This window comes from Bacteroides sp. NGMCC 1.200775 (genome assembly GCF_040798045.1).
Lineage (GTDB): Bacteria > Bacteroidota > Bacteroidia > Bacteroidales > Bacteroidaceae > Bacteroides > Bacteroides hominis.
This window is the reverse complement of record NZ_JASCQK010000001.1, coordinates 590,735-615,454: the sequence shown is the minus strand read 5'-3', so window position 1 is coordinate 615,454 and position 24,720 is coordinate 590,735. Positions and strand designations below refer to the sequence as shown.

The 24,720-nt window shown below is 47.2% G+C and carries 21 protein-coding genes; 6 read left to right on the top strand and 15 right to left on the bottom strand.

What is annotated here, in order from left to right; translation table 11 throughout:
* Window positions 1–10 precede the first annotated feature (10 nt).
* The 15 genes from QK890_RS02720 to QK890_RS02650 all read right to left on the bottom strand — a co-directional run bounded on the left by QK890_RS02720 (window position 11) and on the right by QK890_RS02650 (window position 18,040).
* The gene (locus QK890_RS02720) at window positions 11–1,216 is read right to left on the bottom strand and encodes a glycosyltransferase family 2 protein (RefSeq protein ID WP_367627155.1); all 1,206 of its coding nucleotides are present in this window, start codon (window positions 1,214–1,216) and stop codon (window positions 11–13) included.
* Between the two features lie 19 nt (window positions 1,217–1,235).
* Window positions 1,236–2,090: a glycosyltransferase family 2 protein gene (locus tag QK890_RS02715; RefSeq protein ID WP_005776892.1), complete on the bottom strand. Its 855-nt coding sequence runs from the start codon at window positions 2,088–2,090 to the stop codon at window positions 1,236–1,238.
* Between the two features lie 3 nt (window positions 2,091–2,093).
* Window positions 2,094–3,245 (bottom strand): glycosyltransferase family 4 protein, encoded by a 1,152-nt coding sequence (locus tag QK890_RS02710; protein WP_032540616.1) that lies wholly within the window; start codon window positions 3,243–3,245, stop codon window positions 2,094–2,096.
* Window positions 3,246–3,249: 4 nt separating this feature from the next.
* The gene (locus QK890_RS02705) at window positions 3,250–4,161 is read right to left on the bottom strand and encodes an SP_1767 family glycosyltransferase (RefSeq protein ID WP_022011783.1); all 912 of its coding nucleotides are present in this window, start codon (window positions 4,159–4,161) and stop codon (window positions 3,250–3,252) included.
* A complete protein-coding gene (locus QK890_RS02700; protein ID WP_032540617.1) occupies window positions 4,158–5,318 on the bottom strand; it encodes a glycosyltransferase family 4 protein in 1,161 nt (386 codons plus the stop codon). The genes QK890_RS02705 and QK890_RS02700 overlap by 4 nt, the downstream gene beginning before the upstream one ends.
* Window positions 5,315–6,430, bottom strand: coding sequence for a glycosyltransferase (locus QK890_RS02695; protein WP_250709835.1), 1,116 nt, complete (start codon window positions 6,428–6,430; stop codon window positions 5,315–5,317). The genes QK890_RS02700 and QK890_RS02695 overlap by 4 nt, the downstream gene beginning before the upstream one ends.
* 27 nt (window positions 6,431–6,457) lie before the next feature.
* A complete protein-coding gene (locus QK890_RS02690; RefSeq protein ID WP_005776896.1) occupies window positions 6,458–7,918 on the bottom strand; it encodes a lipopolysaccharide biosynthesis protein in 1,461 nt (486 codons plus the stop codon).
* Between the two features lie 122 nt (window positions 7,919–8,040).
* Window positions 8,041–8,985 (bottom strand): glycosyltransferase, encoded by a 945-nt coding sequence (locus QK890_RS02685; protein WP_032540618.1) that lies wholly within the window; start codon window positions 8,983–8,985, stop codon window positions 8,041–8,043.
* 71 nt (window positions 8,986–9,056) lie between these two features.
* Entirely contained in the window at window positions 9,057–9,236 is a 180-nt protein-coding gene (locus tag QK890_RS02680) for a hypothetical protein (RefSeq protein ID WP_032530920.1), read from the bottom strand.
* 845 nt (window positions 9,237–10,081) lie between these two features.
* Complete coding sequence (locus tag QK890_RS02675; RefSeq protein ID WP_032540619.1) at window positions 10,082–11,293, bottom strand: glycosyltransferase family 2 protein; 1,212 nt, start codon at window positions 11,291–11,293, stop codon at window positions 10,082–10,084.
* A gap of 43 nt (window positions 11,294–11,336) precedes the next feature.
* Window positions 11,337–12,227 carry a glycosyltransferase family 2 protein gene (locus QK890_RS02670; protein WP_032536123.1) on the bottom strand — a complete coding sequence of 297 codons (891 nt, stop codon included), beginning with the start codon at window positions 12,225–12,227 and terminating at the stop codon, window positions 11,337–11,339.
* A 138-nt stretch (window positions 12,228–12,365) separates the two neighbouring features.
* Complete coding sequence (locus tag QK890_RS02665; RefSeq protein WP_175413970.1) at window positions 12,366–13,718, bottom strand: O-antigen ligase; 1,353 nt, start codon at window positions 13,716–13,718, stop codon at window positions 12,366–12,368.
* On the bottom strand, window positions 13,705–15,924 hold the full coding sequence (locus QK890_RS02660) for a hypothetical protein (RefSeq protein WP_032536124.1): 2,220 nt from the start codon (window positions 15,922–15,924) through the stop codon (window positions 13,705–13,707). The genes QK890_RS02665 and QK890_RS02660 overlap by 14 nt, the downstream gene beginning before the upstream one ends.
* A gap of 13 nt (window positions 15,925–15,937) precedes the next feature.
* Window positions 15,938–16,687: a TolC family protein gene (locus tag QK890_RS02655; protein WP_005820002.1), complete on the bottom strand. Its 750-nt coding sequence runs from the start codon at window positions 16,685–16,687 to the stop codon at window positions 15,938–15,940.
* 135 nt (window positions 16,688–16,822) lie between these two features.
* Complete coding sequence (locus QK890_RS02650; RefSeq protein ID WP_032536126.1) at window positions 16,823–18,040, bottom strand: BamA/TamA family outer membrane protein; 1,218 nt, start codon at window positions 18,038–18,040, stop codon at window positions 16,823–16,825.
* A 162-nt stretch (window positions 18,041–18,202) separates the two neighbouring features.
* On the opposite strand from QK890_RS02650, the gene QK890_RS02645 reads away from it, so the two are divergent.
* The 6 genes from QK890_RS02645 to nqrE all read left to right on the top strand — a co-directional run bounded on the left by QK890_RS02645 (window position 18,203) and on the right by nqrE (window position 24,717).
* Complete coding sequence (locus QK890_RS02645; protein ID WP_032540651.1) at window positions 18,203–19,600, top strand: C1 family peptidase; 1,398 nt, start codon at window positions 18,203–18,205, stop codon at window positions 19,598–19,600.
* Between the two features lie 556 nt (window positions 19,601–20,156).
* Window positions 20,157–21,509: a Na(+)-translocating NADH-quinone reductase subunit A gene (locus tag QK890_RS02640; protein ID WP_032540621.1), complete on the top strand. Its 1,353-nt coding sequence runs from the start codon at window positions 20,157–20,159 to the stop codon at window positions 21,507–21,509.
* 33 nt (window positions 21,510–21,542) lie between these two features.
* Window positions 21,543–22,721, top strand: a complete 1,179-nt coding sequence (locus QK890_RS02635) for an NADH:ubiquinone reductase (Na(+)-transporting) subunit B (protein WP_367627154.1) — start codon at window positions 21,543–21,545, stop codon at window positions 22,719–22,721.
* A gap of 14 nt (window positions 22,722–22,735) precedes the next feature.
* Window positions 22,736–23,413, top strand: a complete 678-nt coding sequence (locus tag QK890_RS02630; RefSeq protein ID WP_005805370.1) for a Na(+)-translocating NADH-quinone reductase subunit C — start codon at window positions 22,736–22,738, stop codon at window positions 23,411–23,413.
* 16 nt (window positions 23,414–23,429) lie between these two features.
* Entirely contained in the window at window positions 23,430–24,062 is a 633-nt protein-coding gene (locus tag QK890_RS02625; protein ID WP_005805372.1) for an NADH:ubiquinone reductase (Na(+)-transporting) subunit D, read from the top strand.
* A gap of 28 nt (window positions 24,063–24,090) precedes the next feature.
* Window positions 24,091–24,717 carry an NADH:ubiquinone reductase (Na(+)-transporting) subunit E gene (nqrE, locus tag QK890_RS02620; protein ID WP_005776993.1) on the top strand — a complete coding sequence of 209 codons (627 nt, stop codon included), beginning with the start codon at window positions 24,091–24,093 and terminating at the stop codon, window positions 24,715–24,717.
* Window positions 24,718–24,720: the final 3 nt, after the last annotated feature.

The window sequence follows — 24,720 nt, the reverse complement described above, 5'->3', positions numbered from 1 at the left end:
TTCGTTCGGTTTATTGGTTTAAGGATTCTGTTTTCGTTCTTTGGGCTTTTTCCCATGCTCCTGTTCCTTTCATTTTACGAAGGTAGTTAACACCTTTCATCACGTTAATGTTCATAAACAGGAAATAATATGGGATGAATAACAGCTTGTTTTTTATTTGCCGGGCAGACAGGTAATAACCTCCCATCGCTAAGATGTAGAACAATACCTGAAGTGCCAGAATGGTGCCGTACCAGATAGGAGAGCCCCCCATCAGCAGTATGGCAACGTTGAGCGGGAGCAAGGCGAACAGCAGCACCGGGGCCACCGACCACCGCAGCACCCTGTGTGATATATACTGGAAACTCAGCACTCCGTAACGGAAGGGATTGAGCAGTTCCCTCAGCCGCCAGACAGATTGCAGTCCGCCGGCGGCAATGCGTACCTTTCTTTTCTGCTCTTCGCCCATGTCTGCCGATCCGCTTTCGATGGCATATGCCCGGGTGCAATAGGCTATCTTGTATCCCTGCATGGCGATGCGCAGCGACAGGATGAAGTCATCCAGCAGTGTGTCCGGTTCCATCACCGTGAACAGCTCCCGGCGTACGGCAAACAGCTCGCCTGCGGCTCCCACAGCCGAATAGAGACGTGCGTCCAGTGCTTTCAGTGTCGATTCATATTTCCAGTATATGCCCTCGCCACCGGCTGCGGCTCCATCCTTTTCTTGCACGGCGATGCGTTTTTCTCCGGCCACGCATCCCACCCCCGGGTCCTCAAAAGCCAACACGATTTCGCGTATCGCTTCCCGGTTCAGCATTGTGTTGGCATCGGTGAATACCACAAGTGGCGTGTCCACCAGTGTCATCCCCCGTGTCATGGCAGCGGTTTTTCCTTGTCGCAGGGGTTGGAAGTGGACGGTGGCTTGCGGCCATGCCTTCAGCCGTTCGTTGGTAGAGTCGTTGCTTCCGTCGGTGGTCCACACAATGTGCAATTTGTCCTTGGGATAGTCCAGTTTCAGGCAGTTGTGCATTTTTTCGTCCACAACGTCTTCTTCGTTAAAGGCTGTGATAAAAAGTGTCACGTCCGGCAGCAGCTTGTCGGGCGGGAGTTGCCGCTTGACGGGTTTCACAGTGAGTTCTTTGAGCTTGACCAGTGTGTAAAGCAGTATTCCGTATCCCAAGTGGGTATAGAATACGAGGAAGAGGGCAAGCCAGAAAAGAATTTGTACGGTGATCATAGTATTTTTTATTTTAATTTTATTTAGGTTGAATCAGGTTGTCGTCTTCATCTTTATATTCTTTTCGGGAGGTGAATATTCCTCCTATGTTTCTGAGAGCATTGATCGCCCGCACTTTGAAACTGCCGGCTAATGATCCGTCAGCACTTATGGTGCCATATCCTGTGACCGCACGTGCCTTCTTTTTACGTATAAAGTATATTTTTCCATACTCTTTGAGCCGTAAAGCCAACGATCCGTCTTCACCCCGTTTGATGTCTGTGCGTATCCCTGTTTGGCGGGCGTAATCCGTGCGGTATGCGAATACCAGTCCTCTTACACTTAATTCCGGGCGTTTGATTGATTGTATCCATAGATGAATATCCCTGAGAAACTCATATACTTTTAATCCGGTCCGGGAGTGTTCTTTGTCGGGTATATAACTCCATAGTGAACTTACCGCCACAACTCCGGGACGCTCTAATGCGTTAACCATTGTCTCGACATAGTGCGGAGGGTACAAAGTATCGGAATCAATATTAATGTGATATTTTCCCCGCGCACGATTTAATCCGCAAAGCCGGGCGTGTCCGCAGCTGTGTTGATATTCTATCGCATATGGTACCCCTGTCGCTTCATAGATTTCTGCCGTCCGGTCCTTAGAATCATTGTCTGTCCCGATAATCTCCACCGGATATTTGCACTTCATCTCACTTAAGGACCACAGGCTTGCCAATAGACGTTTCTCTTCGTTATATCCTATGACGGAGACTGTAACAACCGGAGAATCCGACTGTAGCTTTCTCAAATTCTCACGAACTTCGTCAATGACATTTTGCGGTGCTTCAGCAAAAGGTTTTTCGTATACTTGCAAATATTTTGTATACCATTTCATCATTTACTCTTTTGTTACTTTTAATGTTTCAAATAATGTTTTCCACTCCTGCGCGATAGTTTCCATTCGGAAGCGTTCTGAACGTATGCGGGCATTTCGTCCCATTTCTTTTCGTTTGTCTTCATGCTCTATCAGGTCGTTTATTTGCGTGGCTAAATCGTTTATGTCTTCCGGTTGTGCCAAGAGTCCGTTCAGTCCGTGCTCTATGATGTCACGGGGCCCGCAGGGGCATGCGAATGCCACGGGTGGGACTCCGCACGACATCGCTTCAGTTATGACCATTCCGAACCCTTCGAACCGGGAGGAGAGTACAAAGATTGAACTTTCGCAATATTTATCAGCTATGTTGGGGGTGGTAGGCTCCAGAAAGCAAGTCTGACCGATGCCTGCTTGATTTATTTGCTGTTGCAATTTGTCATGCAGTATGCCTTCACCATAGATGCGTAACGTCCAGTCCGGATGTTTTTGAGATACGATGGACCAACTTTTTATTAGTAAGTCGAACCCTTTTTGCGGAGCGTATCTTCCGGCCGCTATTACATATTTCTGAGTGCAGTCCGATTGTAGATCAGTCGGAGTAATGATAGGATTGGGTATGACGCAAAGATTGGTAAGTTCCGGCCAAAAATCCTTTTCCTCAAGAGTTAATACTATTACTTTAGAGAGTTGTTGTAGATGCTTTAAAAATGCTTTTTCCCAATATCTTCTGAGTTTCCCTACTATTGATTTACCATACTCTTTGCTTCCCACTCCATACGAATGGCGTGTGACATGGAATTCTCCGATTTTTGTACTTCCATCACAGATACCTGAGATAAAATTGAGTTCTCTTCTCAGGGTTGAAATTGTGATGTCGGGTCTTAGTTCTGTCAGTGTTTTACTGAGGCGTTGTTTGAAAAGCCTGTAGCGATATGGGTACTTTAAAAGTTTACTGACACGTGATTGATTGAAAGGCCAGTCGAAAGGTACGTTCAGATCAATGTGCCTCACTTTGGGCGACAAATCATAATAGATGGGGCGTCCCACTTGCTCTGATGTGAGGATATAGATTTCGTAACCTTCCAGATGTTCTGCAAAGTAATTGGCTTTGAACGTAATGATACGTTCAAGTCCACCTGGGGCATAGAGCGACGGAAGATAATAGACGATTCTCATGCTATCAACTTATTTTTGCGATTATTTGTTTGTTATATTCTTCTCCCGCGTCAGCTACCAGATTTCCATTAGGAACTTCGTTCACATATTTGCGTTCAAGTTTCACTTTGCGTCGCGCACCCATACGCCACCATTCATATTCCACATCCACGTGCCCGATGTCGATAGCTTGGTATCCCGCTTTGAACAAATCGTAGGCCAATGCTGTAGCTGTGGGGCCCAATGCGATCAGGAAGAGCACGTTTTTGTTTTGTTTGCATGCTTCTGCCCGGATGCGATTTATAGAGTTGAAAGCGTTACAGGGCGGGCATAAAATCCGGTGGATGCTCTGTGCATTGTCAAAGAGGTCGTTGCCCACCCCTAAACGGCTTTTTTCGCCTTCGATAAATATGATGTCTCTGCCTTCCCAAATGCCTTTCATGTCATGGAACCATTTCCCGCATTCTCTTTTCGATTTAAAATCCATATAAGGACGTGTGACAAATGTATTATAATAGGTTCGTCCGGGAACTAATAGCCGGTCCCACCACGGGCCGTAGATAAAGAAGTGAGTGCGCCAGAATCTTCGCGCTTTCCGGTTGTAGCGTTCCAAATGCTGAAAAACATCGGATATGCATACTAAATGTTTATCATTATCGCTGGTCAACACCTCTTTGAGCCGCTGGGCCAGTTGGGGATTACCTTCTTGGAAACCAATTCTTTTGTGGGCGTTGGTCAATAACATTTCTCCGTCACCAAAGCGGCTGACGGAGCATCGGTCTTGTATTATTTTCCGGATCGTTTCATCTATTGATGCCACTTGAGGGATAATCTTTTGCCGTCTGCGGAGAACTATATACCAAAAGTTATACCACTCCACCGTACTGCCATATTTCAATTTATGGTATATCCGGGTTATAAGCTGCGTTATGTTCATGATAGTAGTTTTTTAAAGAGTTCATCCCATTGTTGCATGATCGTATCCAAATGAAATTTTCGTATGCTTTGCTGTGCCTGTTGTCCCATCTGCTGTCGTTGACCTTTATGTTCTATCAGGTAGATGATTTTCTCGGCCAGGGATTCGATGTTGCCGTTTTCGGCCAATAACCCGTCTTTTCCGTCTGTAATAATGTCGCGTGGACCACAGGGACATGTAAAAGATACCGGTGGCACCCCGCATGCCATTGCTTCGCCGATTACCATTGGCATTCCTTCATATCGTGATGAAAGTATGAAAATAGAACTTCGGCTCATTTCTGTTGCTATGTCATTGGTAATGCCGTTCAGATGGCATGTTTTTTCTATATCCAGTTTCCGAGCTTGTTCTTGATAAGCAGCTCGGTCACCTGCACCAAATATCTCCAGTTCCCAGTCCGGATGTTTACGGCTGACGATCTGCCATGCAGGCAACAGTAAGTCGATTCCTTTTTGGTAAGTGTATCGTCCGACGGTAATAGCCCGGTGTGCCGTCCCTTCGGCTGTATGCTCTACTTTGAAAGAAGCAGGATTGTATATGCAAATGACATTGTTCAGTTCCGGCCACATCTCTTTATCTTCATTGGTCAACACGACAAAACGGTCCAGCTTACGCAGTTTATTAATCAGTTGCCCGATCCATAATTCTGATAATTTCCGGCGGACAAAGCTTGGAAGGAACTTTTGGTGTTCCAGGCTGCGGTAATTATGCCGGCTGAAGTGGAACTCGCCGATTTTCAGGCTGCCGTCTTTGATGGAAGTTAAGAAATTAATCTCTCGCCGCAAAACGGATATTGCAATATCCGGACGGATTTGCATCAATGCCTCAGTCAACCGTTTCTTATAGATTCTTTGCAGTTGGCTGTATTTCCACAATCGCTGCCACAAATGCTTAGTAACTGTGTGCATGCGGTCGAAATTGAGGTCCAGATGGATGATGTGGGCTTTTTCTGATAAAGGATAATAAGGAGGCAGTTCTTTTTCCTCAGTCAGGATGACGTATACATCATAGCCCAAAACGTCGACCAGATAGTTTATTTTTAATGTAAGTACCCTCTCCATGCCACTTGCGGCATAGAGTCCGGGGATACAGTAGGCTATTTTTATAGGTTGTTTCATAGTTCCTCAATTACATGTTTCATTTGCACTTCCCACGAAAGTTTATTCCGGATGGAGGCTCGTATGTCAGCCGGTCGGATCTCTTTTGCCGAATGGTAGAACCGGACCACTTGTCCGATGTCTACCGGAGATTCGTCTGCCGGTATCTTCAGGATGTAGGGCATCGATTCGAAGTCCGCATCTGTTTCTGAATAGATGAAAGGGATACCTCTGGCAGCGTACTCGCGATTTTTCAGTGACCGCAGGTCTGTGATTCCGCTTCGATGGCGCCCCAGGCTGCCTATTCCTATTTGACATTGGTCGAATACCCGGTTCAGAGGTTCTCCGAACAAGGGGCCATGGAAGATAACGTTTTGTTCTATTGCCCCTTCCTCCACCAGGGCGTGGTATTCGTCGACGACTGCCGGTACGCCCTGACCTACGATGTGTAGCTTGACATCTTCCCGATGCTCGTGCTGGAGGTAGTGTGTCAATCCCCGGATGACACGGTCGAATCCGTGCCACGGGTGTATGGTGGCTACGGCTATCAAGTGCAGTTCGCGGGTAGTGGCAGTGCTCTGTTTGAGGGGAATGAAGTCAAAATCGATTCCATTGGATATTTGTATCGTAGGGCGGCCGAAGATGGTTTTGTGGTCTGAGAAAGTGACAAACTTATCGATTTGCGTGGCCATTAATCCACGTAAGCACTTGTCTGCCATTAATACACGCCGATATGCCCATGGAAGACCTTTGTATTCCTGGTCATAGGGATAGGTGGGTATTTCCATGACAACTTTTACGCCGGCCCGCTTGAGGCGCCACAACATGCAGATCAAAAAAGGAGTTGTATTGTGGTCGCTTCTTACATAAACCAGTTGTATTCCGTTTGTCTTTACATAATGGACGATGCTGTTTAATTCGGTGCGTTTCAGAATCTTTCCCCGGATTCCGTTGCCATAATCCCGGAGGACATGGTTATTTATCATCCGCCGTTTGTGGTCGTGGGCGTCATCCAGCCAACAGGTATCTACTTCCAAGCCACACGCTTTGAGTGCCTTTATCTGGTAACGGATTTTCTTGCTGATCCCGTTTGCCTCTTCGAATCCGTGGAAGATAAGAAACAGTGCTTTCATTGTTTGTTTTGTTTTTAAGATGGGCTTTCACCCCCTGCTTTTACGTTTGTTCAGGATGCCTTTTGCCTTGCCGATGATGTCATATTCACCGGTCAACTGTATGTAGCACCCAAATATACAGAAAAATATAATGCTTTTTACAATCAGGGTCAGAAAAATGTTGCCTCCTTCTGTCAGCAGGCTGAGCGGATAGAGTACGGCTATCAGCAGCACACTGACCGCTAATGGTGATACAAGCTGAACCGCGAAATGTCGCAGGCTGCGGTGCAGTGTCACCCGGTACATCATCCAGTAGCATTGCACAAAGTTGACGGTAAACGTCAGTGTGATGCACGTGGCTACGGCTTGGAGTGTGCCTATCCGGAAAATGCCCAGCAGGATGCCCGCCACGTTGAGTACCGATGAAAACAGGCCGCACACAAACAGGCTTTTCGTATCGCCTGCCGCCTGAAAGATGGATCCGGAGGAGGAGAGGACGATCTGTATGCCTACCGACAGCGTGAGTATCCGGAATATAGGGATGGAGGGCATCCATTGGTCGCCGAACAGGATCAGGGTCACCTCGCCGGCCGTGAAGTATAGCAGCACGCTCAGCGGCAGTCCGATGAAGGCCAGAAAGCGGACAATGCGTTCGTAACCCGATGCCAGGCGTTCAAGGTCGTTCTGGTATTCGCTGAAGATGGGGTGCATCACCGGGGTGATCACCTGTGTGATGTTTTGTAACGGCAGCATCATCAGGCGGTACGATTTTTCATAATAACCCAGGGGAGACATTCCCATGTACTTGCCGATCAGTAGTTTGTCGAGGTTCCGGCTGAAGTAGTTGATGATGTTGAACAGGAACTGGTAGGCAGAATAGGAGAATATCCGGCGCAACACGTCCAGCCCCAACGTAAGCCTCAGGCGCTGCGGATAGCGTCGTATGGAGACCACGAAAATCAGGATGCCCGACAGGATGGGTCCGATGACCAGCGCATACAATCCGGCTCCGCACAGAGCCGCCACTACGGCTGCCGCACCGGTGGCGATCTGTATGACGAAGCTTCGCAGGGCGATGAATTTGAATTCTTTGTTGCGGTAGAACAGTGCGTTGGGAACGATGGTGGCAGAGGCGAAAAACAGGTTGACGGCCAGCAGCTGGCACAGCGTCCGCAGTATTTCCCGGTCGTAGTAGGCGGCAATGGGCCACGAGGCAGCGGCGAAAAGCAGTGCCAGGCCGATGCCTGTCCAGATGGTGAAAGAAAAGAGTCCGGACAGGTTCTCCCGGGTCAATCCTTTGTGCTGGATGATGGCGGGTGACAGGCCTACGTCGGTGAATAGGTTGAAAAAGGCAATGATCACCGTGGCTATGGCCATCACGCCGAAGTCGTCCGGCGAAATCAGGCGTGCCAATACGCCCGCGACGACGAGTGACACCCCTATGCCGCTGTATTTGGCAAGGGCGGTATAGAATACTCCGGAGAAAAGTTGATGTTTGATAGACGTCATTCTTATGGTGTTTTTGAGTTTGGTTCACCACAGAGGACACAGAGTTTTAATCTTTTATTTATCAAGAAAATTAAGAGAAAGATATTCTCTGTGTCCTCAGTGTCCTCCGTGGTGAAATGGATTCATAACTTTTGTTTTTTTAGCATCAGCACCATCAGTGTCCGTGTGCTGACGTATCGTTTGTAATGCCGCAGGCAGAGCAGGCATAGCTTGAGGCGCTGTCGTAAAGGTAATGTATGGGCTTGCCATACGGCAGCATCGAGCATCTGTCGCAAAAAGAGGGATATGATGTAATGGCATTCTTTGGGATAAGTTGGGATTTTATTCAATAGTTCGTTGGTTACGGTAAGGTATCCCTCCATGTTTTTCCATGTAAATTTTCGGGTCATGATAGAGTCTGTTCTGACACGGCGGTGAAAAAACGCACGGCAGATGAATCCTATGTGTGAAGCATGCAGATAGGCTTGTGCCATGAAAAGTTGATCTTCATGCAATATTCCGGGATAGAATGAAAGCTTTTCAGTGCTGATAAATTCCCGTCGGAATAAGTTGAGGCAGACTGATGACTTAAACTTGTAGGTTTCTAATTGTTGTTTCAATATATCTGTGCCTTTATATGTTTTTTCAGATAGTCCTGAGGTTCTTTTATAATCGAAAGGCTTATTGCCTGTATTGGCTTCACCGCTAAAGGTTTCCGCATCAAAAAAGACGAAGTCGAGAGCCTCTGCTATACATTTGTTATAGCAAAGCTCAAGTGCGTCCGGCTCTAAGAGGTCATCACTATCCATGAAATAAATATATTCTCCGACAGCATATTTGAGGCCTTCGTTGCGTGTGACAGACAATCCTTGATTCGTTTGTCCGTATACCTGGATACGGCTGTCTGTGGCAGCTATCTTGTCTATAACTTCCCGGCTTCCGTCAGTCGACCCATCGTCTATCACGATTATTTCCAAGTCCGTCAATGTCTGCCGGCAAATGCTTTCAAGTGCTTCCTGCACGTAGTTGCAGGTGTTATATACAGGGATAATGACACTCACCTTGGGGTTCCCGTTAGGTTGTTCCATGTTGTTTGTATGAGGTACGGTTCAATAGAGCAAAGATACACAAAAAGATTTAAATAAAGTCTTTTTCTCCTTCAGGAAAAAGGTGAGGCCTGCATGATGATTTCGTTCAGTATCTCCCGGCAACTGATTTTCACTTCCGAGTTTTCTTCTATGAAAGCAATGTAGTAAGCGATGATGTCTGCCAGTTTTTCAGTCGACATGTTTTTGCCGTGCTCCAGTTTGCATAGCAAGCTGCGGCTTATTTCCATCATCTCGGAGGCCTGTGTGGTAGATAAATTCGCTTTTTTTCGTAAGCTTGCCAATAGTTCCGGGACAGTCTGGTGCGATTTATGATGCTGGGCCCTGGATTTGTTTCGGGAGCAGTGAGATTAGATGATAGTGAAAAATCGTCCTCCGATCGCAAATTCTGCTGATATATTTTAATATATCTTTTTTGTTTATTATTTATTTATGTGCAGGTTTTCATGTTGGCAGGTTTCGATGCAGTCTTTATAAACAGCTGATTGAAAGAGTATTGCGGGTGTGAAAGCATGCTGGTCTCCGTGTTGGTGTTTTGGAGGCTCTGGATGGTGGAAATGGAAGGTTCAAAAGGGAGTAAAAGAGGCTCTGTTTAACCTGGGTAGAGGGTGTGTTTCATCGGGAAAGCGCTGTGCTCTTTTGCACCGAAATGCACCAATCTGCACCACTTTTTTGTATTCTCTACTTCCAATGCTTAGCTTTGTCCGGTCGTTCCCCGAAAGGAAGGCATACTCTCAACTTTTTAAAATGAAATCTTATGAACATATTGACCGAAACTGTTTTGATTAAAAGATGGATCTTGATTCTCAAATCGGTGATTGCGTCTATTGCACCAACGATGAGCGTTTTTGAACAAGGAACGGTGAACGAGGAACAGAAGGAACTGCAAAACTCAGTGATAATTAACTATAGAGGCTTACAGAGTTTCGCAGAGGATGATTTATCACAGAAGCTCATAGAGTTCCAGTCTTTCGTTTATGGGTATCCAAAAGAAAATAAATTCTTTGTGTTCATCTGTGAAATTTGTGGCGAACTGAAACTCCGTGAAACTCAGTGTCACGGAGTGGTGATTTATCACTCACCCGTGTTCGGTATGTATGAATTTCTTGTTAGCTCCTTTGAGCCGGAACAGGTTAGCGATGGTTCCCAGTGCCAGCGAGGGTACTTGCATCAGTGCCTTCAGCAGTCTGCCGTTGAGCAGACGGGCGGGGACGGGAATGAACATGGCTGCCATCTGTGCTGCCGACAATATCCACCATTTGGGTGCCGCCTGCCAGCTCACTAATGTGGCGAGCAGTGTCAGCCCGAAAACGGCCGTCAGTTGCACCAGGCGCGGGGGGAGCATCCATTGGACGATTTTATTGGTCAAATCCGGTTCCGGCCACCATCGCCACCATCCCGCATCCTCCTTGACGTCTCTTACGAAGCGCAACGCCCTGAGCAGAATGCTGAATTGTGCTGCCATCCAGCGCCGGCGCTGATTCTTGATGTTCTCTTTCTTTTGCGTCTTCTCGTCGTAGACGGGCAGGTGATCCAAGTAGACGGTATGCATTTCGTACTCAATCAGCAGAAGCTCCAGCTCCTTATCTTCGCCCGCCGTTTTGAGTTGATCCACAGCCTCGTAATACCAGGAATACTGGAAAGCCATACCCGAACCCGCCAAGCCGGCGGACAATCCGAGGACATTGTGCCCTTTCCTGAAAAATCCGTTGTTGATTTCCTCGCTCACCCCGTCCAGCAGGGCGATGTCCGTATTCAGGTTTTTGCCTGTGCGGTGGGCTTGCATCGACTTTACTCCGGCAGAGTAGGCACGGTTTACTTCGGAAAGGAAACCGGGGACGGTTACGTTGTCGGCATCCATTACCACGGCGATGTCATACATGTAAGCCAGCCGGTAGTCGCTTAGCCCGCTTGCCTTTCCGTCCTCCTGGATGGCACGGATGGCCAGCAGGAGAGCTTTGGCCTTGGAACTGTCTTCGTAGGTGGCTGTCAGTAGGCGGATGGGGAGCTGCCGAAGGGCTTCGTTGGTGGAGTCCTGCATGTGGTCGGAGATGACGTATACATCGTACATCTCTTTGGGGTAGTCCTGTTCAAGGAAAGAGCGTACGGAGTCGATGATGACTTTGTCTTCCTTGTAAGCGGGGAAGAATACGGCGATGCGGTGCAACTTGTCCGCTTCCGGATAGATGGGGGAACGATAGAATTTGGAAGCGATGGCATATACCAGCAGATAGCTGACGCAGAGCGCCAGCGGAATGAATAAAATCCAGTCGATCAAGGTTAGTATCATAAGTCTGATATTGGGTTATTGTTTAAACATTTATGCGGACGATTCAGCACAGCGTCCAGAAATCCTTCACTCCGCGCCAGACGGCCCCTGCTAACTTGGGCTGTCCTTTCAGGGCGAAGCGCAGGCTGTCTTTGGGAGCTACTACCAGCATCTGGTAAACGATGGACAGGCAACGTTCCATTCCCGACAGGTTGCGCCAGGCGTAAAGCATTCGGTTTCGCATCATGTAAAAAGCGCGAAGGGGGCTCTGCCTGCCGGTGCTTTGGCTCTCTTTATGGAAAACGGTGCAGCGCGGTTCGTACCAAAGCTGATAGCCGGCGCGCGTCATGCTGGTACACCAGTCCAGTTCTTCATAATAGAGGAAATAAATCTCCGGCATCAGCCCGGCTTTCCAGATGACCTCCCGTTTCAGCATCAGTGCGGCTCCATGAAGGTAGGCGCTGGGGCGGGGCGTGCTGAAAGTAGCATCGTCCGGACATCCCATACCCAAAGCCTTGTTGCGCATCGTATAGGGGCTCAACTTGGTGTAGCCGGCAAACTGGATGTTTTGCGGTGGGAAGGCGAAGCGGATCTTGGGTGATACGGCCCCGATGCGGGGGTTGCTCTCCAACCGTTCTATCAGGGCGGGCAACCCGTCTTCGGTCAGGTAAGTGTCATTGTTGATCAGGAACAGGTATTGTCCTTGCGCTATCTGTATCCCGAGGTTGTTGCCTCCCGCGAATCCGAGGTTCTTCTCGCTGCGGAGGGTACGCACAAAGGGGTATCGTTCCTGTATCATCCGGGCTTCATCTTGCCGGGACGCGTTGTCCACCACAATGATTTCGTAACTGACGGAGTGTATGGTAGTGCGTAGCGACTCTATCAGCTCACAAGTGTCATTCAAGCCGTTGTAGCAGATGGTGATAAAAGAGATGATAGGAGATGTTTGTTTCATTTATGTAACGGTTTTGAGTTCACCACAGATTACACAGATTAACACAGATATTTTAATTTAACTCTCAGTAAAATAAATTATTAATCTGTGAGAATCCGTGTAATCTGTGGTGAATCGTATTCATTTCTATTTTAATTATTAATAAAATTCTTCTTGCTCTGTCTTATTTTTCTTCTTTTTCAGTTCCTCTTCTTCTTTCTGCATCACGGGATCGATATAAGGACCCGCTATGCAAAGGGCGAAACCGGTATAAACGATAATGGAGTTGGGATATTGCATCACATCATTTACATAGGCGGCAACGAAGAAACCGGCAGCCATACAAAGCCAGGCGGCCAACAAGCCTCTCAAGCGCTTGTTCATCACCTTAAACATCAATAGCCAGGAACACCAGGCAAAGAGTACTCCATGAACAAGCAGATAGAGCACCAGTCCTATGATTCCCGTTTCTACCCATACGCTCACCAACCACGAATCGGGCGGGTAGTGCATCAGCTCCCGGGGCTGAAAACGTGCTCCTTTCGACAGGCCGAGCCCGTAACCGATGGGTCTTACTGCCATCAATGCTTTCATGTTGTTCTTATTCTCAACCCTTACTTGATAGGACGCATCTTTGTTGGGGCGGAAGGCAGAGCGCATTTTGCGGACATACTGGTTGCTGTCTCCGATATTAGTGAAGTAAAAAAATGAAAAGACGGCAAACAGTGAAACGACTCCAAGCACAAATCCTTTCCAGTTTTTAGAGATTAAAACATACAGCAGGATTCCTCCCAACGGTACGCCTACGGCTGCCCGGGTACCCGAGATGCCAATGCAATAAAGAGCGCAAAGGGTGATGACACCGAAGTATATCTTCATCCACTTTTTACGGACGAAGAAGGCGGACAGGCCGAATGTGGTGGCGGCCATGGCTGCGTGGACTCCATAGTTGGCTGCATCGGAAAAGCAGGAAAAATAGCGGATGCCGGACCAGATGATATGGGTGCGATATCCGCCCAATACGTAAAGAAAATAGAGTTCCCGTTCGTTGAAGCCGTGATTTTTTTGCCAGTAACCTTTCAGGGTGGCTATTAAAACGAAAACAGACCAAATCAGCAGCAGAGCTTCTATCCCTTTATAGTTACGGATGGTCAGGGGCACTAAGAATGCGCAAAGCAACGGATAGAAAAAGTATTGGGTGATGGCTATGTTCCAGGCTTCCTGCACGTGGTTAGGATTGCCTATTTCGAACAGGCAATAGAGCCCCCATATCAGGATAAGTCCTGCCATTAAGTTTCTTCCCCGTTTCCAGTCTGTACTCCGGCTGCTGCATCTGCCTAAAGCAATCACACCCAATACGGTAACTATCGGAAGAGTGACCAGACCCATTTTGACAGACATGAACATCCCCATCAACATCAGTATCAACTGAGAGGCAAACAAAAGATAAAAAACGGGCTCGGATGTATCCGGATCCCGTTCTTTATAGATTTCTTCATCATTCGTCATCATCGTCATCCTGGAGATTGTCTTTGGAGGTTTTCTTGCTGCGGAGGCGGTATAGAGACCTTTCTGTCAGTGCGAGTTGAGAGATCCGATACATCTGTTTGCGCATCCAGGTATATGGCGGAAGCATACCGGTGTAAGTCTCTACTTCGTACTTCGGCGCGCGGTTGAGGTAGAAATAAGGAGGCTTTCCTATCTGTAACCTGAGCTTTTGGAGTAATACCTTGTCAGTCGCCTTCCAACCAAGGATAGCCGAAGCAATCAATAAGTTCAATTGAGCTTCTTGCAACAAGGGTGTCGGTATGTTTATTTGCTTCAGATTGCGGTATTCCACAATCACGATTTCTTCGGACTGAGGCGTATAGATGTCTTTCAGACTTTGGGATAATATGAAGCCGGGTGAACCGGAGTCGAAGTCAATCCCGTCGGTCAGCAGTCGTACTTTCAGGCCAAGCGATTCCCAATAGTTCTTAAGGCGCTCTGCCAAATAGGACTTGCCACTGCCTTCTTCGGTACTGAGAAGATTGAGAATAAAAGGAAGCCCTTCTGCTCGTCCGGTAAAGAAACGTTGAATAGCGGTGCCCATATAACGGGTGGCCATATCCTCACATTGTTTATTGACGGGACCGGGCTTCATGGGAGCAGGATAGGAGCCCAGTACAATGCCGCCTGTCAACTTGCGCGTACGGGTCGTGTCACGCAGGGTGCGGTCAATCAGTTCTATCAATAGGAATACTGCCACTAAAAAGATAAAGGTGCCGACACATGCCATCGCTACAATTTTCCGGCGTCCTACAGATTCTTGATTGATCGGATAGGCAGGCGGATTGAGCACTTTCAGGATGGCGGCTGTCATCTCCAGATTCTTTTTGCGCAATAGGGCATCGTTATAGCTCTTTAAATTGGTCAGGTAGCTCTGTTCAGTAAAGTTGATGATGCGTTCTTTGCGCTTAATGGTGGTGCCCACCGGAGCAAAGTGAGTGTATTTTGCATTCAGGTCATTACGGCTTTTTTGTACGATTTTCAGTTCGGCCTTTGCTTTCTCAAAAAGCAGTAGTTGGTCGAGCCACTGTTCCACGATGGTGTTTCGGGCAACTCCTTCTTTGGAATGTTGTCCGTTCACGTATCGGCTGGCAATGCTTGACAATTCTTTCCGATTCTGCGCTAAGCGGTCTTTGTAGGCTTGGAGCTTGGTTCCGGTACTGTCACTTGGCGATGAAATTGTTTCCATCTCAGTGATTTTTCCGGTTAAATTGCTCGTCTGCTTTAGCTTATCCACTAACTGCACGTTATGGATCAGTAGCTTGGAGTTTGCATCCATCTGTCTCTCGAGTTCCATAAGCATCGCTTTCGAACTGTTGTAAGCAAACTCGACATCTTGTTCGCGCAATTCAAATTCTTTATTGATGGCAGCTATCTCTTTGGTCTCGTCATAATAATTGATAATCCGGTTGTCCACGTTATATTGAGTCAGATTATCTTCCTGTCCGGCAAGTTCTTTGCCGATGCGTTTCAATTCAGCTTCAAAGTATTCAATCACTTTATCGGTGCCTCCGTAACGGAGTGCCTGATATTCGTTGACAAATTCCTTCATCAGGATGTCAATCGTATTATAGGCAATGCCTGGATCACCGGACTGATAGCTGGTCTTGATTAAATCACTGTTTCCCTTACGTTCTACTTTGATCTTCTTCAGGGCTTGAAAGCTGTAAAATACATGCTGAAAATAAAACAATCCGTAAATGTAATTTTCTTTGTCCGGACGTTCATATTTCATGAAGTTCTCCATGGTCTTGTCTTCGCTGTTCCGATCAATCAAGGCAACCAGCGCTTTACCATCCTTGCTGTTCTTCATGTGATTGTAAGTATAATTATAGCTGGAGGCGGTGATTCCTTCGTTGTCTTTATCCGGCCTCCCTTTTACCAGGACGCGTGAGAAAAGACGTAGGGAGACACGCTTCAGGGTACTTTCCGATTGTAGGATATTGACCAGGTTGTCCATTGAGTTTTGAGCCAACGCCCAGTCTACTTTAGTCTCTTCTTCAATGCCATAGCCCGATACAACCCCTGTATAAAGAGTGGATTCCACATTGTAACCTCCCTGCATCCGTCCTATACGGAAATATACAAAAGCGGTAATAAGGGCCGTACCCAACAGGATCCACCATTTCACGCGATAGAGGGAACGGAGCAGATAAAATACATAGTCCATAATGTATAATTGTTTATTTTCTTAAAATAGGTGTACGGGTGATGACTTCCAGAATCATCAGGCTTTTGGTTACTTCAAACTTACTTTTTTCGAAAGCTTCTAATGCAGCGGATTGTCTTTGCTTCTCGACAGACAAATTTCCCGTGTCAATGATGTTGTTTACAAAATTCTTCTCGGCTACATCATACTGCATAGTTGCCAATTCCAAGGCTTCCGCCCGCAGTTTTAATACATTGAGTTGAGAGGTTGCGGTTGCGTACATTTCGATGATTTCCCGCTTCATCTCTTCAAACTTTACTTCCCGTTCCAAGGCAGCGGCTTTTACATTCAGCTTCTGGCGTTTAACGCGAGGAGACAGATCGAATAATTCGTCAAAGGGGATGTTGATAGCGCCACCTATCGTATACATGGTTTGTTTGGATGTATTGTAGTTGTACATGATGGGCGTAGATACATCAGTAAAGGTATTATCCATACCTACTTTTCCCCATTGATAAGTACCCCGGGCACTGAAGAACTTCAGGAACGCGCGTCTTTCCTTGGCCAGCAGTTTGCGCTCTATCTGCTCTTTTACACCGGCCAGTTCATAGATCGGTCCTCCTTTGGCATTTTCGAACAGAAGGTCGAGTGGGGGAAGGGAAATATTAGTATAGTCTTCCGTAGTCAGTTTAGAGTAATCGCTGGTTTCCTGCGCATATACAAGAGAAGCTGCACCAAATAAGAGTAGGGGTATACTAATGAATATGAATAGGATTCTTTTCATAAACGGGTATATTTATTTGTATATATTGTCTGTATGCTTGTGAAATCTGTGCAAATATAAGACAAATCTGCAACTAATGCCCTAAATATACCCCTTTTTTTTATAAATATAGCATTGAATTTGAATATAATTTATTTAAAATGCCTCGGTCATGTTGAAATAGAACAGGTTTTGTTTGTTCACCATGTTGCGTCCCAGGTCGAGACGGACGTTCATACGGGGCTGTACTTCTATGCGGAGACCCACGCCCATGTTGGGCAGAACACCCTCTATTTTTCCCGGATTGGGACCCATAAATCCGCATCCGGCCCAAGCCACATAGCCTACATGGCTGAGCATGCGTTTCACCCAGTTGCCCTTGTCCGTATTGATCATCTGGCGATATTCGGCCATGACGACGTGTGACGATTTATCGCGGTATTGCCCCATATAATATCCCCGAAGGTCGAACGGAGTGCCGCTTAGCGCGTATTTATTGAGTGGAACGTCGCCAAATACGTTTTTACTTTGGGCGGTCCATGCAAGCACACCGCGTTTGCGCAACGTTTTGTACTGGCGGTAGTCTATCTCCAAACGGTAGAAGTTGTTGTCGCTTCCCAGGAATTTTTGGTACATCATGCCTCGGAAGTCGAGATACATGCCGCGATAGGCATTGGCGGGTACGTCGCGTGTATCATAAGTCAGCAGGAAACCGACACCTGAACTGAAGTTCTTGTAGCCTTTCTCTGTGCCGCCGGCCGCTTTATAAGAGGGTTGGTCGACAAGGTATTTGGCCGGATCGTACATGTGGTCATAATTGAGGTCGACTTGCGGACCGGCAAAGAAGTTGCTTTCGCCCAGGCGGAACAGGAACCAGGGGTTGATCTGCAATCCGCTGTAACGATACTGGCTGGTGGTGTCGCTGCGCACATAATCCTTATTGGTGCTGTAGCCGATGCCGTAAAAGTTTTCCTGTGTGTTTTTATAACTGAACTGTCCGAAAATACGGAAACGGTCGCCCTTAAAGAAAAGTTGCGGCTTGGAGAACAGGTTGAGTCCGCCATTGAACATCAGGGCAATGGCTACGGGCACTACAGAGCGCTGCTGGGTGGTGTCGCTGGGATTCATCCGGAAGGTCATCAACCCGCTGCCGCCAATCAGCAGACCGAAATCGGGAGTGTAGCTGGGCCCTCCGAGAATATTGTAGTGAAGGTTACGGCGGGCCACCCGCTGACGTCGTAGTTCGCGCTTGGATAGGGCGGGAATGCTGTCTTGATTTGTCGTGTCAGTGCTGAGCGTAGTGCCTTCTTCTTGAGCCACAGTGAATGTGGCGGGCATGATCGCCATCAATATACCTATTATATATTTTTTCATTGCTTTGTACGAATATGGGTGCAAAGGAAACTATTTTATTTGGATTAGTTTTCATTCGAATAGATAATAAATCTAAATACTGTGACAAAAAATCCGGAAAAGGATGCTATTTTTGCAAAGAAAAAGGAGAAGGCTCCTTTATTAACCAAATTACTTTACCACATGAATAAACGAATATTATCTGTTTTTGTTCTGAGTGCCGCATTCTTAAGTGTGTATGCACAGCAGGACAAGGGAGGTATCAGCCCCGAAATGCTGAACCGGATTAAACAAAACTACCAGGGCACGACAACCGACAAGGCTATCCGTAACGCGATCGGTAACAACGATATCCGTAAGCTGGCTCTGAATCAGGACAACCTGAAGGGAATGGATACCCATTTTTCTATTAAAGTAGACTCAAAAGGAATTACAGACCAGAAATCGTCCGGTCGTTGTTGGCTGTTCACTGGCCTGAATGTGATGCGCGCCAAAGCCATCGCCCGGTACGGACTCGGATCGTTTGAGTTTTCTCAGAATTACAACTTCTTCTGGGATCAACTGGAGAAAGCGAATCTTTTCCTGCAAGGTGTCATCGACACCCGTGAGAAGCCGATGGACGACAAAATGGTGGAGTGGCTGTTCCGTAATCCGCTGAGTGACGGAGGTACGTTTACAGGTGTAGCCGACATCGTTTCTAAATATGGTCTGGTGCCCAAAGAGGTGATGCCTGAGACGAACAGCAGCGAGAATACATCACGTATGGCTGGGCTGATTGCTGAAAAATTGCGTGAATTTGGTCTGCAACTGCGTGATCAGGTTGCAAAGGGAGACAAACTGCCTGCGCTTGAAAACAGCAAAACGGAAATGCTGGGCACCGTATACCGCATGCTGGTGCTGAATCTGGGGGTTCCGCCTACGGAGTTTACCTGGACGCGTAAAGATGAAAAAGGAAATCCGGTGGAGACTGCACAATACACACCGATGTCGTTCCTCGAAAAATACGGCGACAAGAATCTGCTGGACAATTACGTGATGCTGATGAACGATCCGAGCCGTGAATATTATAAGTGTTATGAAATCGACTTTGACCGTCACCGTTATGACGGACGCAACTGGACGTATGTTAACCTGCCGGCCGATGAAATCAAGGAGATGGCCATCGCTTCGCTGAAGGATAGTACGATGATGTATTTTTCGTGTGATGTAGGTAAATTCTTGAACTCGGAACGCGGGTTGCTGGATGTGAACAACTATGACTATGCTTCGTTGATGGGTACCACTTTCGGTATGGATAAGAAACAGCGTGTGCAGACATTTGCCAGTGGATCGAGCCATGCCATGACTCTGATGGCGGTAGACATTAAGGATGGCAAACCGGTGAAATGGATGGTGGAAAACAGTTGGGGAGCTGCCAATGGCTATCAGGGACACTTGATTATGACGGATCAGTGGTTCAACGAATATATGTTCCGCCTGGTGGTAGAAAAGAAATTCGCAACTCCCAAAGTGTTGGAAGTTCTGAAGCAGAAACCTGTTCGTTTGCCTGCTTGGGACCCGATGTTTGCTCCGGAAGAGTGAAAGGAACGCTGACCGATGAACTCTGAATGATAAACGGTCAACAGGTTTGTGTATTGCCTTCATTCTCCCCCGGTTTATAAGGGGAGCGTCCTTTGGGGGGGAGAGGAGATTGAATACATATCTTTATATATCGATTGAAGGGTTCAAAACGATCGACGCTAAATAAAAAGGGGTGTAGCTGTCCTCCGCGGATGGCTACACCCTTTTGCTGTTGGGGCTACACCCTTTTGCTGTTGGGGCTACACCCTTTCATCCATAGGGCTACACCCTTTTACAACTAAGGCTATACCCTTCTTTCCGGATGGCTATGTCCCCCCATAATTTATACTTTCCGGCATCCCCTGTTCGCCGTCAATAATTCATTCAGCATAGCCTGTTCCTCGTTCTTTGTTGACCGTTCATCAGTGATAATTTTAGCCTTTTTAGTATCTTTGTGATCGTTAACGATGCTAATTAAAGAAATATCTCCTTAATTCCTTTCACATTTCCTCTTTATTCACATTATTATTTATTACTTTTGCGGGCAAATTATGAAACCATTATTTTATATAATCACATGGCAAATGTAATAAAGTTACGTAAAGGCCTTGACATCAACCTGAAAGGAAAAGCTGCTGAAGAGCTCTCAACGGTGAAAGAACCGGGATTCTACGCACTCGTACCCGATGATTTCCCAGGAGTGACTCCGAAGGTGGTGGTGAAAGAACAGGAATATGTGATGGCCGGGGGACCCTTGTTTATCGACAAGAACCATCCTGAAGTTAAATTTGTTTCGCCCGTTAGCGGCGTTGTAACAAGCGTGGAGCGCGGTGCACGCCGTAAGGTGCTGAACATCGTGGTTGAAGCCGCTGCTGAGCAGGATTACGAAGAATTCGGCAAGAAGGACGTATCCAAACTCGACGGTGAGGCTGTGAAAGCTGCACTCTTGGAAGCTGGTATGTTTGCATTTATGAGACAGCGTCCGTATGACGTGATTGCCGATCCGACAGTCGCTCCGCGGGCTATTTTCATTTCTGCTTTCGACAGCAACCCGCTGGCACCCGATTTTGAGTTCGCTCTGAAAGGGGAAGAAGCTAATTTCCAGACTGGACTGGATGCCCTGGCTAAGATCGCCAAGACGTATCTCGGTATTAGCAGCAAACAAAAAACGACAGCCTTGACACAGGCTAAAAATGTCACGGTAACCGTATTTGACGGACCGAACCCTGCCGGAAATGTAGGGGTGCAAATCAATCATGTAGCTCCTGTGGTGAAAGGTGAAACCGTGTGGACCATCGGCGCAGAAGCTGTGATCTTCATCGGACGTCTGTTCAATTCCGGACGGGTGGATCTGACACGCACTGTAGCCGTTACAGGCTCTGAAGTCCTGAAACCGGCTTATTGCAAACTGAAAGTAGGTGCATTGTTGACCAATGTGTTTGCCGGAAACGTGACAAAAGGTAAGGAGTTGCGTTACATCAGCGGTAATGTGCTGACAGGCAAGCAGGTGAAACCAAACGGATTCCTCGGTGCTTTCGACAGTCAGTTGACCGTGATTCCCGAAGGCGACGACATCCACGAGATATTGGGATGGATCATGCCGCGTTTCAATCAGTTCAGCGTGAACCGTTCGTATTTCAGCTGGTTGATGGGGAATAAGAAAGAGTATGTGCTGGATGCCCGTATCAAGGGAGGCGAACGCCATATGATCATGTCCGGCGAATACGACAAGGTGTTCCCGATGGACATTCTGCCTGAATTCCTGATTAAAGCAATCATTGCCGGAGACATCGACCGCATGGAAGCTCTGGGTATCTACGAAGTAGCGCCCGAAGACTTTGCTTTGTGTGAGTTTGTCGACTCTTCGAAACTGGAATTGCAACGCATCGTTCGTGCCGGACTCGATATGCTTCGTGCTGAAATGATGTAATTCATAACACATAATTTATATAATTCATAATTAATGAAAGCGTTAAGAAATTATCTCGATAAGATAAAGCCGAACTTTGAAGAGGGCGGCAAACTCCACGCGTTTCGTTCGGTGTTCGACGGTTTCGAAACATTCTTGTTCGTGCCAAACACCACTTCGAAATCGGGAGCGCACATCCACGACTCGATTGATAGCAAACGTATCATGTCGATTGTGGTTATTTCGTTGATACCGGCTTTACTGTTCGGTATGTACAACGTAGGTTACCAGCATTTCACTCACACCGGAGCTCAGGGTGGTTTCATCGAAATGTTCATTTACGGTTTCCTGGCCATACTGCCTAAGATTATCGTATCTTATGTAGTGGGTCTGGGCATCGAGTTTGTCGTAGCACAGTGGAAGAAAGAAGAAATTCAGGAAGGTTTCCTCGTTTCGGGTATCCTGATTCCGATGATCGTACCGGTGGACTGTCCGTTGTGGATTCTGGCGGTAGCTACTGCATTTGCTGTTATCTTCGCTAAAGAAGTATTCGGCGGTACAGGTATGAACGTGTTCAATGTTGCGCTCGTTACCCGTGCTTTCCTATTCTTCGCATATCCTACCAAGATGTCGGGTGACACCGTTTGGGTGGCGCAAGACAGTATCTTCGGACTGGGTAATACGGTAGATGGACTGACAGCGGCCACTTCGTTGGGTGTAGCATCTACTGCTACCGATCCGAACGGGTTCCCGGCTTTCTCCTGGGACATGGTGACCGGTCTGATTCCGGGTTCTATCGGTGAAACCAGTGTGATTGCTATTCTGATTGGTGCTGCTATCCTGTTGTGGACAGGTATCGCAAGCTGGAAAACGATGCTTTCCGTATTCGTAGGTGGTGCTTTTATGGGCTGGATTTTCAATGCTGTAGGTCCGGACACTGCCATGGCTCACATGCCTTGGTACGAACACCTCGTGCTGGGTGGTTTCTGCTTCGGTGCCGTATTTATGGCTACCGACCCTGTGACTTCTGCACGTACGGAGACCGGTAAGTATATCTTCGGATTCCTGATCGGTGCGATGGCCATCATCATTCGTGTGCTGAACCCCGGTTATCCCGAAGGTATGATGCTCGCTATCCTGCTGATGAACATCTTCGCTCCGCTGATTGACTACTGTGTGGTTCAGAGCAACATCAAACTGCGTGAAAAACGCGCTATTAAGTCTAACAATTAAACCGAACAAGAAAGATGAATACAAATAGTAATTCTTATACTATCATTTATGCTTCGGTAATGGTTGTTATCGTGGCATTCCTGCTCGCATTCGTCAGCTCTTCACTGAAAGCGATTCAGAACAAGAATCAGGAGCTGGATACGAAGAAGCAAATTCTGGCTGCTTTGAACATCAGAGATGTGAAAGACGCCGATGCTGAATATAATAAATATGTAAAGGGTGACATGCTGATGAACGTAGATGGCACTCTGACAGAAAATACGGATGGTTTCTCTATCAGCTACGAAAAAGAAGCAAAGGAGAACAATCGTTTGCACGTTTTCGTATGTGAGGTAGACGGAGAGACCAAGTATGTGGTACCGGTTTATGGCGCCGGCCTTTGGGGCGCTATCTGGGGATATGTGGCTTTAAATGCTGATAAGGACACTGTTTATGGTGTTTATTTCTCGCATGCCAGCGAAACTCCGGGATTGGGTGCCGAAATTGCGACAACCGCTTTCCAGGGTGAATTCTCGGGCAAGAAGGTGTTGAAAGACGGACAGGTTGCACTGGCTGTAGAGAAAAACGGAAAGGTGACAGACCCTGCTTATCAGGTGGACGGTATTTCGGGTGGTACAATCACTTCGAAAGGTGTGGACGCCATGATCAAAGCTTGTCTGAGCCAGTACGATAAATTTTTAACTAATAATTAAGGAGGAACGATAGAATATGAGCCAATTATTTTCTAAAAAGAATAAAGAAGTATTCGCTACTCCGCTGGGATTGAATAACCCGGTAACCGTGCAGGTGCTCGGTATCTGTTCGGCGCTGGCTGTAACGGCCAAACTGGAACCGGCTATCGTGATGGGTCTTTCGGTAACTGTGATTACGGCCTTTGCAAACGTCGTTATCTCTTTGCTGCGTAAGACGATTCCTAACCGTATCCGTATCATCGTACAGTTGGTGGTAGTAGCTGCGTTGGTAACTATAGTAAGTGAGGTGCTGAAGGCATTTGCATACGACGTAAGCGTACAGCTTTCGGTATATGTAGGTCTGATCATTACAAACTGTATCCTGATGGGACGTCTGGAAGCATTTGCCATGGCAAACGGCCCGTGGGAGTCATTCCTCGACGGTGTGGGTAATGGTCTGGGATATGCCAAGATTCTGATTATCGTGGCTTTCTTCCGCGAATTGCTCGGATCGGGCACGTTGCTCAACTTCCGTATTATCCCTGAGGCATTCTACAAGATGGGCTATATCAACAATGGTTTGATGTTGATGCCGCCGATGGCACTGATCATCTGTGCTTGTATCATCTGGTATCAGCGCAGCCGTTGCAAAGAACTCCAGGAAAAGTAATACAACCTAAGAAAGTAAAAGAAAAATTATGGAACAATTATTAAGTTTATTCGTCCGCTCCATCTTTGTGGACAACATGATATTCGCCTTCTTCCTGGGTATGTGTTCATATCTGGCTGTGTCGAAGAATGTGAAAACTGCTGTAGGACTGGGTATCGCCGTAACTTTTGTTTTGATCGTTACGTTGCCGGTCAACTACTTGCTTCAGACAAAGGTGCTGGCTGCCAATGCTATCATTGAAGGTGTTGACCTCAGCTTCCTGAGTTTTATTCTCTTTATTGCCGTTATTGCCGGTATCGTGCAGTTGGTAGAAATGGTAGTGGAACGATTCAGCCCTTCGCTCTACGCTTCATTGGGTATCTTCCTGCCGCTGATCGCCGTTAACTGTGCCATCATGGGTGCTTCACTGTTCATGCAGCAGAGAATCACGATGGATCCATCGAATCCGCAGGCCATCACCGGTGTAGGTAGTGCTGTGGTATACGCGCTCGGTTCCGGTATCGGTTGGTTACTGGCTATCGTCGGTCTGGCTGCTATCCGCGAAAAGATGGCCTACTCTGATGTTCCCGCTCCGCTGAAAGGTCTGGGCATTACGTTTATCACAGTAGGACTGATGGCTATGGCCTTTATGTGTTTCTCTGGATTGAAGTTATAACTA